Source organism: Pseudomonas sp. Sample_24 (genome assembly GCF_004307605.1).
In the GTDB taxonomy this organism is placed as follows: Bacteria; Pseudomonadota; Gammaproteobacteria; order Pseudomonadales; family Pseudomonadaceae; genus Aquipseudomonas.
In genome coordinates, this window is sequence record NZ_RCNW01000228.1 from 1 (window position 1) to 14,847 (window position 14,847).

Here is a 14,847-nt window from a genome sequence, read left to right on the forward strand (position 1 = left end):
GGGTGATGCCCACGTCCCAGTCACCTTTGGCCGAGCCGTCGCTGCGCTGGATGTAAGGCTTGAGCTTCACGGTAAAACCGAGGTTGCGCAGGATCTGCTGGAACTGCTGCTGTTTGCTGTCGCCACGGTCGATGGCGTAGGCATAGGCTTCGACAATCTCGCCCTGTTTGCTGACATCAGCCCACAGCGCGGCGTAGTTGAAGTGACAACCATAGGCCTGACGCACGGTGTAGTAGAGGTTCTGGACATCGGCGAACACAGCGATCTTTTTCACCGCACATCCCCTTGGGCGCAGACAGGATCAGGCACCAGGCCCGAAAAGTTGCCCAGTATGCCAGCCAAAAGGAAGGTTCCGCGAATAATCGGCTATGTGGCGAGGGAGCTTGCTCCCTCGCCACAGATTTATCAGACGAAGGAGTCGTCGTCGCCGCCGAACAAAGATGAACTGTCATCGCTGTAGTCAGCGTCGCTGAAACCGCCCTGGTCGTTGTCGTAGGAATCGTTGCCGGCCATGCGCTGGTCGTCGCCCCAGCCGTTGTTGCCCTGGTCGTTGACCTGGGCCGGTTCTTCCTTGATGACTTCGACGATTTCCTGCGGTTGCTGGTTATGCTGGAACAGGCTGCTGATGCCTTGCGCCAGCATTACACCACCGGCGACACCGGCCGCGGTTTTCAGCGCGCCACCGAGAAAACTGCCGCCGGCCGCTGCGGGCGCTTGTTGCTGCGGTGCATAGCCCTGCTGTGGAAAGCCTTGCTGTGGCGGTTGCGAGTTGAAGGAAGGACGCGCCGGCTCGCGCCAGCCGCCCCCACTCGACACCGGCGGATGTTGCGCGGGCACAGGCTGAGGATCACGGTGTCCGCCACCAAAGATGCTCGACAGAAATCCACCGCTGCTCGGCGCCGGTGCAGTCGTCTGCGCCTTGGCCTGTTGCAGCTCGGCCTGCAATGTCTGGACTTGCGCACTCAGCTGTTTGTTCTGCTCGTCGAGGCTTTTGATGGCCGCCTCTTGCACCAGAATCGCCTGGGTCATGAAATAACCTGCCGCCGGTTGGCGCGTCAGGTGTTCCTTGATCCGCGCCTCGGCCTGGGCGTCGCGCGGGGCTGAGTCCGTTTCGGCCTGTTGCAGCCGGGAAAACAGTCCATCGATCAGGGTTTGTTCTTCGCTGTTCATGGCGACCTCGTAGATTGCCGGGGAAATCGTTGCCCTTCTCCACTGAAGATAAGGCACTCGACCTTAATGGAGGCTGAAACAAGATGTTTCAATGCCCTTTACCGAACGTTTACGTTTGCGTCCCCAAGGGCTTGATCGGTTAAAGTGGGCCACTGCTTTCAACCTGCGATACCGACTGATGAATCCGTTAGATGTACTGCGAGACTCCCTGTATTTCTTCAAGCGCAATCTGGGCCAGATTGTGCAGCTGTGCCTGCCGCTGGTGATTATCGAGGCGCTGTTGCAACAAGTCGTCGACCGCTCCACCGAGCCGGACAGCTTCCCCGGCATCAGCGTGATCGTCGGCCTGCTGGTTTACCCGCTGTACACCGCCGCGCTCATTCTGTTCCTCGATGCCCGCAGCCGTGGCGAATCGCCAAGCAACCGCGAACTGCTGTCGAGATCTGCTTATCTGTGGCCGCGTTTCGCCCTGCTGACGGCACTCAACACGCTGCTGATTCTGCTGGGCCTGTCGCTGTATTTCCTGCCGGGCATCTGGTTGATGGTCACCCTGGCGTTCGGCGAGTACCTGCTGGTGCTGCGCGGCCTGGCACCACTGCAAGCGATGAAGGAAAGCCTGCGCCTGACCCGTGGTCATTTCCTGCGCATCCTGGTGTGCATCCTGTGCGTGATGGGGCCATTGTGGCTGCTCAAGGGCGCGACGCTGGCGGCGTATCCAGAGCCTCAAAACCCGGTGATCTCGCTGCTGATCGACAGTGCCCACAGCTTCCTGCAACTGTTCACCAGCGTGGTGCTGTTCCGTCTGTTCATGCTGATCGGCGAAGAGCCGAAAAAAATCGACGGGCCACTCTGACCTTGGGCGACCGCCCGTCACTCGGGTATGCTCGGGGTCAACTTCCGTAACGCTATAAGCCGAGCCATGACCCGACTGCTGCGCTACACCTTGCTGGGATTGTTGATCGTCATCGGCCTGACCGGTGTGATGGTGTATAGCCTGACCTGGCGCCCCGAAGCCCGCGAAGTGCTGCCAGTCAGCTGCAGCACCGGGGCACCGACTCTGGTTCCCGGCCAGGCGCTGAAGGTGATGACCTGGAACGTTCAGTACCTGGCGGGCAAGCGGTACGTGTTCTGGAATGACCTGGCCGACGGCACCGATGAGAATCCCACGCCCCAAGACATGGCCTTCAGCCTCGATGAAGTGGCGCGGGTGATTCGTGACGAGCAACCGGACGTGGTGCTGTTGCAGGAACTCGATGACGGGGCCAAGGCCAGCGATTACCAGCACCAGCTCAAACTGCTGCAGGAACGGCTCGCCGATCTGTACCCGTGCAGTACCAGCGCATTCGACTGGAAGGCTGAGTTTGTTCCTGATCCACACATCTTCGGCAGCGTTGGCCGGCAACTGGCAACCTTGAGCCGCTACCAGATCGACCATGCCCAGCGCCTGCAATTGCCGGTCGCGTCGGCCAACCTGATCAGTCGCCAGTTCCAGCCAAAAAACGCCTTGCTGGTGGCTTATCTGCCTTTGAGCGACGGCAGTCAATTGGCGCTGCTCAATACTCATCTGGAACGCGCCACGCAACCCGACGAAACGCTGCTGGCGCAGGTATCGGCCGTGGCCAAAGCCCTCGATAAACTCGAAAGCCGCGGGACGCCATGGCTGATCGGCGGCGACTTCAATCTGTTGCCGTTGGGGCAATACCAGCGCCTGCCCGCCGAACAACGCTCGCCCTACTCCGCCGACAGCGCCCTGCACGTGTTGTGGGACAAATACCCGATGATCCCCAACAACAACGAAGCCAGCGGCATCGATCGTGCGCGCTGGCTGACCCATTACCCGAACGATCCGAGCCTGAGCGGCCCGGATCGCACCGTCGACTACCTGTTCTACAGCCCGCGCATCAAACGTGTCGAGGCAACGGTGAGGCAGGACGACACGTTGCGCATCTCCGACCACTTGCCGGTGATTGCGCGGTTCCTGCTGCCGGCGACACCATGATCCTGTGAGCAAAGCTTGCTCGCGATGACGCCGGCACATTCAAGAGAGAGGTGACCGACACACCGCCTTCGCGAGCAAGCTCGGCGCCTACAGGGTTTGCGTTGCCTGCCAGTCGTCCGGGATGACCGCGATCACGTCGATTTCCATCAGCCACTGCGGTTGACCAAGCCCGGAAATCACCAACCCGGTCGAGATCGGGAACACGCCTTTCAGCCACTTGCCCACCACTTGATACACCGGTTCGCGGTAACGCGGGTCAATGATGTAGGTGGTGGTTTTGACGATGTGCGACAGATCACTCCCCGCCTCTTCCAGCAGCTGCTTGACGTTTTTCATCGCCTGTTCGGCCTGGGCGGCCGGGTCGCCAAGGCCTACCAGGTTGCCCTCGAAATCAGTGCCGATCTGGCCGCGCACATACACCGTGTTGCCCGCGCGCACAGCCTGGCAAAGATCATTGTCCAGTGACTGGTTGGGATAGGTGTCTTTGGTATTGAACATGCGAATTCGCGTGTGAGTAGGCATCAACTGAGTCCCTGAAACGTGATTGAAAAGGGTCATTCCCGCGGTCGACTGTCACCGCTGTGAAGGGTCGCGGTATTCGAGGTACTGGCGCTGCGTGGCAATGTGCCCGGCGACATGCTTGGCGTCGTGCCAGACTCCCCAGATAAAGCTCGAACCGCGACGCGACAGCCATGGCAGGCCGACAAAGTAGACACCCGGCTCGTTCGAGACACCGCGCTGATGCCGTGGCTTGCCCTTCTCGTCGAACGTGTCGACCTGCAGCCAGCTGTAATCGACGGCGTAGCCGGTTGCCCAGATGATCGAGGTAATGCCCGCCTCGGCCAGATCGAGTTCGAGAATCGGGCGAGTGACGCACTCCGGGTCGGGCAGCATGAAGCGGGCTTCGGGTTCTTCCGGAAGGTCGAGTCCGTTGCGGGCAATGTAGGCATCCGCCGCGTCCAGCAGCGACAGGTAATTCTCGTCGCCCGCAGCGATGTTGCGCGCCAGATCCGGCTGGAACGTCACCACGCCGTCGTTGAACGATCGGGTCAGCCCCACCAGCGTGACGCCTTGTTTGGCTAGACCGCGGAAATCGACGGTGTGGCCACCCCGCGCACCGCTCACCGCGATGGTCACGTGCTCGCGACCCGGCTCCATGGTTTCAAGATCCCACAACCCCAGAACCCCCAACCACCAGCAAAAATCACGGTTGCGATAGCTGCGAGGCGGACGATCATGCTGGCCGACCGACAGATAGACCTGTTTACCGGCGCGCTGCAGCTCATCGGCAATCTGCACACCGGAAGAGCCTGCACCGACCACCAGCACACCGCCCTCGGATAGCTGCTGTGGGTTGAAATACTCGGCCGAGTGAATCTGCGTGACCGTGCTGTCTTTCGGCGCAATCGGCGGGATGACCGGCCGCTGGAAAGGACCGGTCGCCGCCACCACGCGATTGGCCTGGATCACGCCTTCGGAGGTTTCGATGGTGAAGCCTGGACGGTCACTGTTGCGCACCACTTTTTTCACTTCGACGCCAGTACGAATCGGCGCTTCGAATTTCTCGGCATAGGCTTCGAAGTACGCGGCCACGCGATCCTTTGAAGCGAAGGCGTCGGGCTCCAGATCTTCAAAAGCCAGGCCGGGGAAGCGGTCATGCCAAACCGGGCCGTTAGCCACCAGCGAATCCCAACGCCCGGTGCGCCACGCTTCAGCGATGCGGTTACGCTCCAGGACGAGGTGCGGCACACCGAGTTTGCTCAGGTGCTCGCTCATGGCGACGCCAGCCTGGCCGGCACCGACAACAAGCGTATCTATTTCTATCTTTTTATCATTCATGCTTGCGTCCTTCAGAGAGGCAACTAAGGCGCGACAAGTCGCGACCGTTCAGCTGTTTTAATAATTAATTCCGCGTCGATAACTTTGCTGGCGGGGTAGTTTTATTGTGCTTAGCGAATGCCAATAGCGAAATTATGATTTTTGTCGTTGTTGCCCATGAAAAAACTAACTAACAACTACATTGATAAATGCATTAACTGTGGGAGCGAGCCTGCTCGCCCCCACAGTTAATGGAGGCGAGCCGGTATTTATTTAGAGCACACCAATTTCTTTGGCAGTTCTATCAACCGCTATCTTGGTCTTGGCAACCAGTTCGTCGATTTCAGCGCGCGTTGCGATCAATGCCGGGGCCATGATCATGCGGCCCAGCGTCGAGCGAATAATCAGGCCTTCCTCAAAGCCGATCGTGCGGCAACGCCAGGCGATATCGCCTTCGTTGGCGAAGCGTTTGCGAGTCGCCTTGTCCTCGGCAAACTGCAACGCGGCGACCAGGCCGACACCCTGGATTTCACCCACCAGCGGATGATTGCCGAACACCTCACGCAGACACTGCTGCAGATACGGACCGGTGTCGCTTTTCACTTGGCTGACGACGCCCTCATCGCGCAACGCCGTGAGGTTGGCAATTGCCACGGCGGCCGCTACCGGGTGACCGGAATAAGTCAGGCCGTGGGCAAATACGCCGCCCTGCTCGACCAGCACTTCAGCCATGCGCCGACTCAGAATCAAGCCACCCATGGGGATGTAACCCGAGGTCAGGCCCTTGGCGATCGACAGGGTGTCCGGCTCGAAATCAAAGTGTTGGTGGGCGAACCATTCACCGGTACGACCGAAACCACCGATCACTTCGTCAGCACACAGCAGCACATCGTACTTGCGACAGATTCGCTGGATTTCCGGCCAGTAGCTCTCTGGCGGGAAGATCATGCCGCCCGCGCCCTGGAACGGTTCGGCGATAAACGCAGCGACGTTTTCCGCGCCCAGTTCGAGAATCTTGGTTTCCAGTTGCCGGGCCGCGCGCAGGCCGAATTCGGCAGGCATCAGGTCACCTTCGTGCGCAAACCAGTAAGGTTCATCGATGTGCGCGACATCCGGAATCACCCCGCCCATTTCGTGCATGAACTTCATGCCGCCCATCGCGCTGGCGGCCAGGGTAGAGCCGTGGTAACCGTTCCAGCGGCCAATCATGATCTTCTTCTGCGGCTTGCCGAGTACCTGCCAGTAACGGCGCACGGTACGGATCAACACCTCATTGGCTTCAGAGCCGGAGTTGGTGTAGATCGCGTGGCTGTAGTGCTTGGGCAACAGGCTGAACAGCAGCTCGGACAGCTCGACCACCGCCGGGTGAGTGGTGTGGAAGAACATGTTGTAGTACGGCAACTGCTCCAATTGCCGAGTCGCTGCCGCGGCCAGATCCTTGCGACCGTAGCCGAGATTGGTGCACCACAAACCGGACATGCCATCAAGGTAACGATTGCCGTCGTTGTCCCACAGGTGTAACCGCTCGCCACCGACGATCACGCGCGGCCCCTCTTCGTTCAACGCCTTCTGATCGAGGAAGGCATGAATGTGGTGGGCGGCATCGGCCGCTTGGTAGTCCTTGGTTTCACGCTGTGGTTTGTAATCGGTTGTCATTTTTTATTCTCCTGAATTGAATAAAGGTTCAGTTCCCGGACACGGTAGTCAGCGGTGCCACGGCAGGCACACCGTTGTCCTGCGATTCGTTTTGGATCAGGGGTTCGGGCGTAAACAGCGGTTTGCGCATCACGAACTTGACCCACACCACGGCGATCACCGATATCACGCCCAGTACCACGCCAGCGCAAGCAAAAATGCTGGCGGTCATTTCCGGTGTTGGCGACACGTGGTAGATCGCAAACAACATGCCGAGGATGCCAACCACTTGCGGCCATGGATAAAACGGTGAGCGAAATGGACGCGCCAGATGGGGATAGCGCCGGCGCAAGGCGATCACATCGATGTGCACGATGATGTACGCCAGCAGCCAGGCGAGCGCGGCAGCCAACAGCAACAAGCTGATCGCAGCCGCGTCGTGCCCCAGAATGAGGATCGGCAGGCCGGTGATCGCGGCAACGAACAACACCGCCACCCAAGGCGTTCGGCCACGTGCCGTGAGCATCTTGAACTGCGGGAAAGCCTGGCCGTTTTGCGCCATGCCGTAGAGCATGCGCGGCAACGCTGCCAGCGAAGAATTCACGGTGCTGCAAGTCGCAGTGATGGCGGCGATGACCAGAAACAGCTTGCCGGCTTCACCGAACACAGTGGTCGCCACCAGGTAATGCGGCAGTGCGTCACTGGCCAGTTGCTCGCGTGGAATGCACAGCAAAGCGCCAAAGCAATACAACGCGATCACGCCGAAGATCACCGTCAAACCAATGGTCATCGAACGTGGAATATTGCGCTCGGGATTGCGGGTTTCTTCCACCAGCGGGCAGACGAATTCGGCCCCGACAAAACCCCATACCGCCATCGCCGCCAGGGTAATTGCACCGAACTCCAACGGGTTCCAACCCTGATCGAGCGGCAGCTGCAAACTGGCCTGGCCGTTACTCAGAGAAGCCAGGCCCATGGCAACGAGGATCACCACCATCACCAGCGCCAGCACGTTCTGCAGCTTGGCGAAGACATCGATGCCGAACAGATTCAAAACGGTGAACAGCCCCAGCACGCCGTAGGCCACTACCATGTGTGGAATGACATCCGGATAGACCTTGCTGATCACCAGGTCCAGCAACAGCAGTTCGGCCGACAGCGCAAACATCGCCACCACCATGTACCCCGAGAAGGTCGCGAGAATGGCCGGGAAATGCCCGATCGCCACTTCGGTGTAACTGCTGAGGCTGCCCGCCCGCGGGATCATCAAGGCCAGTTCGGAGAACGACCAGGCATAGGTGATTGCCAACACATAAGCGATGGCCAGCGGAATGATGAAACCGAAACCGGCGATGCCCGCACCTTGCAGCATCAGCACCATGACGCCCTGCGATACTACGACGCCCACCGCAACGGCAAGTAATGAACCCAGCCCCAGAACCCGGCGCAAACCGCCAGACTGCGCCTGGACGGACGCGGTTGAACTTGAACTCATGACAAAACTCCCCGTGTTTTCTTGTTGTTGATCGCCTCCGCGCGGAAGGCAGGGATAAACATCGCCACTCATCCTTGAATGGCGACAAGCGACAGCGATGGCTTAGCGGGCCGCCCAGGCGTTGAAGCGTTCCTCGAGTTCTTCGCCGTGATCGACCCAGAACGTGGCATCGACCAGTTGGCCTTCAGACAGGTTGGCTTGAGCGGTGGGCAATTGGGCAAGTGTGTCGGCCGGCAGCTGCGCCAGCACATCCTTGCGGATCGGGCCGTAGGGGATCTGGCTGGAGAAAGATTTCTGGCCGCTCGCCTGGCTGGCAAACACGATGAAGCGTTCGGCCAGCGACTTGTTCGGGCTGCCGCGAACAATCGCCCAGTGATCAGGATCGTAGAGGTGGCCGTTCCAGGAGATCGCCAGCTTCGAACCTTCCTTCTGCGCCACGGCAATCCGCCCGTTATAGGCCGCCGACATCACCACGTCACCCGCTGCCAGCCATTGCGGCGGTTGCGCTCCGGCTTCCCACCACTGGATCGACGGCTTGATCTGGTCGAGCTTGTGAAACGCCCGGTCCACGCCTTCCTTGGTCCCCAGCACTTTGTACAGGTCATCCTGTTGGACCCCATCGGCGAGCAGCGCCACTTCCAGCGTGTACTTGGCGCCCTTGCGCAGGCCGCGCTTGCCAGGAAATTGCTGCAGGTTCCACATGTCCGCCCAGGACGTCGGTGCCGCCGCCACCTTGTTCGAGTTGTAGGCAAGCACCATCGACCACACGTAACTCGCCACGCCGCATTCGCTGACCGCGCCCGGCAAATAGTTTTTTGCATCGCCGATCAGCGCCGGGTCCAGCCGCTCGAACAATCCCTCTTCACATCCACGCAAGAGTTCAGGGCTTTCGACTTCGACCACGTCCCAACTGACCTGGCCGACATCGACCATGGCTTTGACTTTGGAAAGTTCGCCGCTGTACTCGCCGACCACTACTTTCCCGGCACCCGTTTGTTCAAAGGGTTTGAAGTAAGCACCCTCCTGCGCCGCTTTGGTGGCACCGCCGAATGAAATAACCGTGAGACTTTCGGCGTGCGCAACAAGCGGCACCGTAAATCCCAGAAGCGCGGTTAAAGCAGCCGCTGATTTAACGCTCGAAGACGAATATCTGAACATGAAAGCTCCCTCACTTTTTAATTGTGGTTAGTTACTGAGGCAGTCACGGCCACGCAGCCGCAAGTACACGGAAGACTCTCCGTGCGGTGACATCTTTTTATTCTTCAAGCCGCACACAATCAGCGTGCGGTAATTGTTCAGTAGATGTTTAACGCAATTGAAACCAGGTGGTTTTCAACTGGGTGTACTTATCGAACGAATGCAACGACAGATCCCGGCCAAACCCCGATTGCTTGCCGCCACCGAACGGCACGCTGACATCGAGGGCATCCACGGTGTTCACCGAAACAGTGCCGGCCTTCAACGCCCGTGCAACGCGGTGCGCGCGGTTCAGGTCATCGCTCCATACCGAGGCAGCCAGCCCGTAGATGCTGTCGTTGGCCAACCGCACCGCTTGCTCTTCCGTGTCGAACGTAGAGATCGCCAGTACCGGCCCGAACACCTCTTCACGCGACAGGTGCGATTGATGATCGACATCGGCAAAAATGGTCGGCTCGATAAAGTTGTCGGAACCGTTGAAATTCAAGCGACGCCCGCCGGTGAGCAATCGGGCGCCGTCTTCGTGGGCGCGCTCGATAAAATTCATCACCCGCGACGCCTGGGCCGAATCGACAATGGCGCCAGCAGCACTGGCAGGATTCAATGGATCGCCAGGCATCCAGGCTTTGGCTTTTTCCAGAAGACGCTCGATAAATTCATCCTTGACCGTGTTCTGCACATACAGCCGCGAATTGGCTGAACACACCTCGCCCTGATTGAAGAAGATGCCGAATGCCGCCTTCTCCGCCGCCAGATCGAGATCACGGCAATCGTCGAACACCAGGCTCGGGCTCTTGCCGCCGCATTCGAGCCAGACCTGCTTGAGGTTCGATTGCGCCGCGTACTGCATGAAGTATTTGCCCACCTGAGTCGAGCCGGTGAACACCAGGCAATCGACATCCGGATGCAGGCCCAAGGCCTTGCCGGCGGACTCGCCGAGCCCCGGCAGCACATTCAGCACGCCCGGCGGCAAACCGGCTTCCAGCGCCAGCTCGGCCAGACGCAACGCCGAGAACGGCGATTGCTCCGCGGGTTTGAGCACCACGCTATTGCCGGCCGCCAGGGCCGGTGCCAGTTTCCACGCGGCCATGTCGAGCGGGAAGTTCCAAGGCACCACGGCGGCGACCACACCCAGCGCTTCGCGGGTGATGGTCGCCAGCGCCGATGACGCGGTCGGCGCGACCTGATCGTAGAGTTTGTCCAGCGACTCGCCGTACCAGGCAAACACATGGGCCGCGCCCGGGACGTCGATGTTGTAGGCATCCATCACCGGTTTGCCCATGTTCAGCGAGTCGAGCAAGGCAAGCTCTTCGCGATGGGCCAGCACCAGCTCGGACAGACGCAACATCACGCGCTTGCGCTCGACCGGTGCCATCCGCGCCCACGGGCCTTCGTTGAACGCGCGACGCGCACTGCGCACGGCAAGTTCCACTTCCACTTCGCCACACGCGGCGACACGGGCAAGCAACTGACGGGTCGCCGGGTTGATCGAATCGAAAGTTGCGCCTGAAGACGCAGCGACCTGCCGGCCATCGATCAAGGCTTTGTCAGAGAAGGTTTGCCGGGCAGCTCGTTGCTGCCAATAGTCGAGGTCGAACACGCTACGCTCCCTTTACGACCGCCAGGGTGGTCGGGGTTGTTATCAGAGGTTGTAGAGATAGTGCGGCAACCGTGCGAAGAGGAAAATTATTAAAAATGTGCTCGGGGTATAAGAAAAAACTTGGCAAGCGCTTGCCCAGCCTGGAACGCTCATAGGGTAAGGTTCAGTCCACAATCCGTGCGACGGTCATCCGGGCCTTCACCGCAAAACAAAGCAAAACGAGGTGCGTGTGGCTTCCTATACATTGCGGCAACTCAAGTATTTCGTCACAACGGTAGAAGCCGGCAGCGTCGCTGAAGCCTCGCGGCAGCTGTACATCGCGCAGCCCTCGGTGTCCACGGCGATCAAAAGCCTGGAAGAGTCGTTCAACGTACAGTTATTCATCCGCCACCACGCCCAGGGTGTGTCCCTGACCCCCACCGGCACGCGCTTCTATCACAAGGCGCAAGAGCTTTTGCGGATGGCCAGGGAGTTTGAACAGAATGCGCTGGCCGATAACGATACGGTGTCGGGACAAATCGACATCGGCTGCTTCGAGACGGTAGCCCCGCTGTACCTGCCGCAATTGATCGCCGGCTTTCGCAAGCTTTACCCGGGCGTGGACATCCGCATTCGCGACGGCGAGCAACAAGAGCTGGTGCAAGGCTTGACCGCCGGCACGTTCGACGTGGCCTTCCTCTACGATCACGATCTGGACGGCACCATCCAGACCACGCCACTGATGCCGCCACAAAAGCCCTACGTGCTGCTGCCTGAAGGCCACCGTTTTGCCGACCAGAAAGAAGTGTCGCTGCGCGACCTGTGCAGCGAGCCGATGATTCTTCTCGATGTGCAGCCGAGCCGGACCTACTTCGTCAGCCTGTTCCACGAACTGGAACTGACACCCAACATCGTCTTCAGCTCACCCTCTATCGAGATGGTGCGGGGCATGGTCGGCCAGGGATTCGGCTTCTCGATCCTGGTCACCCGCCCGCACTCGGAGTGCACCTACGATGGCAAGAAGGTGATATCGGTCAACATCAAGGAACCGGTCACCCTGTCCGGCCTGGCGTCGGCCCATTTGAAACGCAGCCAACTGACCAAGCCTGCACAGTTGTTCGTGGATTTTTGCCGCGAACAACTGAGCCAGAAAGTCGCAGCCCCCCTGTAGGAACGAGCCGGTTCCTACAGTGAGATGTCGCCACACAGGTAATCAGCCAACCGAACCAACATCGCATCGCAACCGTTCAACTGCTCCAGTGCGATGAATTCGTCAGGCTTGTGCCCCTGATCCATGCTGCCAGGTCCGCAAACCACCGTGGGAATGCCAGCCTGATCAAACAACCCGCCCTCGGTGCCAAACGCGACCGTGCCAAACGCTGAAGAATTGCTCAACAGCGCCAGCAGCCGCGCCGCTTCACTCTCGGGCGGTGTCGCCAACCCGGGATAGGCGCTCAGCGGGCGCAAGCGGATGTCGGTGTCCGCTTGCACCGCACGCATCTTCGGCAACAGTTGTTCCTGGGCGAACGCGTGCAGCTGGTCCGCCACACCCTGTGCATCGAAGTCCGGCAGCGCCCTGACCTCGAAATCGAACTCACATTCGGCGGGAACGATGTTGAGCGCGCGGCCACCTTTGATCACTCCCGTCTGCACCGTCGAAAACGGCGGATCAAAACGCTGATCGTGGTTGTCGGGATGCGCGAGCTGTTCACCGATCACGCCCAGCCGACCAATAAGCTGCGCGGCGTACTCGATCGCGTTGACCCCATAAGGCGCATACGCCGAATGGCACGCTGCACCGCGCACTTCGCAACGCATCGCCAGTTTGCCCTTGTGACCGAGCACAGGCTTGAGTTCTGTCGGTTCGCCGATCAGGCAGAGGCAGGGCTTGAATGGCCGCTTCTCCAGCTCGGCGAGCATCGGCCTGACACCCAGGCAGCCGATTTCTTCATCATAGGAAAACGCCAGGTGCACCGGCTTCAGAAGCGTACGCTGGACGAAGGTCGGCACCGCCGCAAGGACCGAGGCGATGAACCCTTTCATGTCCGCCGTGCCACGGCCGTACAGGCGTCCATCCTTTTCCGTCAGATGGAACGGATCGACCGTCCACGCCTGCCCGTCTACCGGTACCACATCGGTGTGACCGGAAAGCACTACGCCACCGGACGTGAGCGGGCCGATGGTCGCGAACAGATTCGCCTTGGTCCGTTCTTCATTGAAGAAGAGTTCGCTCTGAACGCCGTGCCCGGACAGGTACGCCTCGATGAAACGAATCAATTCGAGGTTGGAATCGCGGCTGACAGTGGCGAAGCCAATCAGACGTTCCAACACGTCGCGACTGGACGCCTCACTCATCCCCGGGCACTCCGTAGCTCGGTGCCGTCGTCGGGTTGAGTGCGCGCGTCAGGTAATCCTGCATTTGCGGTCGATAAGCCTGCCAGAGACCGTCAAGCTGACCGATGGGATCTTCCTCGGCCCAGTCGACCCGCAAGTCGATGATCGGCCACGTATGGTCACCCACCACTTTCAGCGCGGCGGAATGCACCGGTCCGGCCTCGCCACCGGCCGCCATGGCCGCGTGCATGGCCGCCAGCAAACGGTCCGCCAACTGGCCCGGTTCGGCCTCGAATGCCCCGACCATGGCTTCGATGACTCGCACGTCGCTGAGCAGATTGCCCGCCGCGACGCACTGCTCGCCCTTCACCGCGTTATGCACACCCAGCGATTCCTTGCCGCTGAACAGCGCAATCCTGCCCGACGCATCGATCACCGTGACTTGACGGTACTGGCTCCAGCCGTTGGACGTCAGCGCCTTGTCCAGCGCCGCGTCAGGTTGCAGATGCTGATGCTCCAGCAGGTCGAGGATCTGCGGCCCAAGAGCCGGCAACGTAATGTTCTGCGTCGAGACCGCACCGACCCCCGCCCGCGCCCAGGGGCAACGTGCACCGACCGCAATGCTTGAAGAGCTGATGGCAATACCGAGCTGCCCGGTTTCCGGGCAGCGTCCGATAATCGAAAACGTCATGACTCACTCCTTAAAATTCCAATGCACGCGCCATTGCATTCTGTTCATGCACTGGAAAGGGAGAAAGCAGGTTTTTTGTGGCTTTGGGCTAGGAAAAAACTGGTCTGGCCCACGATTAGCTCAGCTCTTGCGCGGTTTGATCCGTGCCGTGGCCTCGGCCACCAAGGGATCGTCCGGCCAATAGTGTTTCGGGTAGCGGCCCTTCAAATCCTTCTTCACTTCGGCATAGGTACTGCGCCAGAAGTTCGCCAGATCCTGGGTCACCTGCACCGGCCGCCGCGCCGGCGACAGCAAGTGCAGCTTGACCACTTGCCGACCACCGGCAACGCGCGGGGTTTCGGCCAGGCCGAACAGCTCCTGCAAACGCACCGCGAGAATCGGCGGCTGTTCGCTGTAATCCAGACGAATCGATGAGCCCGACGGCACGCTCAAGTGATGCGGTGCCAATTCATCAAGTCGTTGCGGCAGCGGCCATGGCAACAGGTTGTGGACAATGCTCGACAGGTCGAGATTGGCGAAGTGACTGAGCCGCGAGACCTTGCCCAGATACGGCATCAACCAGTGTTCGAGGCTTTTGAGTAACGCCGCGTCGCTGACATCCGGCCATTCGCTGTCGCCCTTGCCGGCCAGATCCAGTTGGCGCAATAACGCCACCCGCGCTTGCCACTGACGCAGCTCCGGCGTCCACGGCAACAGCTCCAGGCCTTTGCGCCGCACCAGATTGACCAGTGCCTGACTGCGAGCCGTTTCATCGAGACCGGTCAACGGTTCGCGGCTGAGGATCAGCTCACCGACTTTGCGCTGGCGCTCGGCGCGCAGCACACCTTCGCGCTCATCCCAATCCAGTTGATCGACGCAACGTACCTGCTCCGCCAGCACCGAATCGAACAGCGCCGGATCAAAATCCGCCGCCAGATAAATCCGCTCCT

General features: G+C 60.0%; 14 protein-coding genes. 3 read left to right on the forward strand and 11 right to left on the reverse strand.

Annotation, left to right across the window (positions count from 1 at the left end):
- A partial coding sequence (locus D8V06_RS12410) for an NYN domain-containing protein (protein ID WP_130931042.1) occupies positions 1 to 274 on the reverse strand: 274 nt, incomplete at its 3' end.
- 131 nt (positions 275 to 405) lie between these two features.
- The gene (locus tag D8V06_RS12415) at positions 406 to 1,170 is read right to left on the reverse strand and encodes a DUF2076 domain-containing protein (RefSeq protein ID WP_130931043.1); all 765 of its coding nucleotides are present in this window, start codon (positions 1,168 to 1,170) and stop codon (positions 406 to 408) included.
- 178 nt (positions 1,171 to 1,348) lie between these two features.
- On the opposite strand from D8V06_RS12415, the gene D8V06_RS12420 reads away from it, so the two are divergent.
- Positions 1,349 to 2,023: a YciC family protein gene (locus D8V06_RS12420; protein WP_056855894.1), complete on the forward strand. Its 675-nt coding sequence runs from the start codon at positions 1,349 to 1,351 to the stop codon at positions 2,021 to 2,023.
- 66 nt (positions 2,024 to 2,089) lie between these two features.
- Positions 2,090 to 3,169 carry an endonuclease/exonuclease/phosphatase family protein gene (locus D8V06_RS12425; protein ID WP_130905832.1) on the forward strand — a complete coding sequence of 360 codons (1,080 nt, stop codon included), beginning with the start codon at positions 2,090 to 2,092 and terminating at the stop codon, positions 3,167 to 3,169.
- Between the two features lie 87 nt (positions 3,170 to 3,256).
- Here D8V06_RS12425 and D8V06_RS12430 read toward each other — a convergent pair whose 3' ends face one another.
- From D8V06_RS12430 to D8V06_RS12455, 6 genes are all read right to left on the reverse strand, one after another.
- Positions 3,257 to 3,691, reverse strand: coding sequence for a RidA family protein (locus D8V06_RS12430; protein ID WP_056855728.1), 435 nt, complete (start codon positions 3,689 to 3,691; stop codon positions 3,257 to 3,259).
- A gap of 51 nt (positions 3,692 to 3,742) precedes the next feature.
- A complete protein-coding gene (locus D8V06_RS12435; protein ID WP_056855729.1) occupies positions 3,743 to 5,008 on the reverse strand; it encodes an NAD(P)/FAD-dependent oxidoreductase in 1,266 nt (421 codons plus the stop codon).
- Positions 5,009 to 5,260: 252 nt separating this feature from the next.
- On the reverse strand, positions 5,261 to 6,643 hold the full coding sequence (locus D8V06_RS12440) for an aspartate aminotransferase family protein (protein ID WP_130931044.1): 1,383 nt from the start codon (positions 6,641 to 6,643) through the stop codon (positions 5,261 to 5,263).
- Positions 6,644 to 6,671: 28 nt separating this feature from the next.
- Positions 6,672 to 8,117, reverse strand: a complete 1,446-nt coding sequence (locus D8V06_RS12445; protein WP_130931045.1) for an APC family permease — start codon at positions 8,115 to 8,117, stop codon at positions 6,672 to 6,674.
- Positions 8,118 to 8,219: 102 nt separating this feature from the next.
- Positions 8,220 to 9,209 carry an ABC transporter substrate-binding protein gene (locus D8V06_RS12450; RefSeq protein ID WP_347237902.1) on the reverse strand — a complete coding sequence of 330 codons (990 nt, stop codon included), beginning with the start codon at positions 9,207 to 9,209 and terminating at the stop codon, positions 8,220 to 8,222.
- A 214-nt stretch (positions 9,210 to 9,423) separates the two neighbouring features.
- A complete protein-coding gene (locus D8V06_RS12455; protein ID WP_130931046.1) occupies positions 9,424 to 10,914 on the reverse strand; it encodes an aldehyde dehydrogenase in 1,491 nt (496 codons plus the stop codon).
- Between the two features lie 229 nt (positions 10,915 to 11,143).
- Between D8V06_RS12455 and D8V06_RS12460 the strand changes: the two genes are divergently transcribed.
- On the forward strand, positions 11,144 to 12,064 hold the full coding sequence (locus tag D8V06_RS12460) for a LysR family transcriptional regulator (protein ID WP_056855733.1): 921 nt from the start codon (positions 11,144 to 11,146) through the stop codon (positions 12,062 to 12,064).
- A 14-nt stretch (positions 12,065 to 12,078) separates the two neighbouring features.
- Here the strand turns inward: D8V06_RS12460 and argE are convergent, their stop codons facing one another.
- The 3 genes from argE to D8V06_RS12475 all read right to left on the reverse strand — a co-directional run.
- Entirely contained in the window at positions 12,079 to 13,248 is a 1,170-nt protein-coding gene (gene argE, locus D8V06_RS12465; RefSeq protein ID WP_130931047.1) for an acetylornithine deacetylase, read from the reverse strand.
- Positions 13,241 to 13,918 (reverse strand): DUF1028 domain-containing protein, encoded by a 678-nt coding sequence (locus tag D8V06_RS12470; protein ID WP_056855735.1) that lies wholly within the window; start codon positions 13,916 to 13,918, stop codon positions 13,241 to 13,243. Before D8V06_RS12470 ends, argE begins: the two co-directional genes overlap by 8 nt.
- Before the next feature lie 120 nt (positions 13,919 to 14,038).
- Positions 14,039 to 14,847: ATP-dependent helicase C-terminal domain-containing protein (locus D8V06_RS12475; protein WP_277751296.1), on the reverse strand; the 809-nt coding region annotated here is incomplete at its 5' end.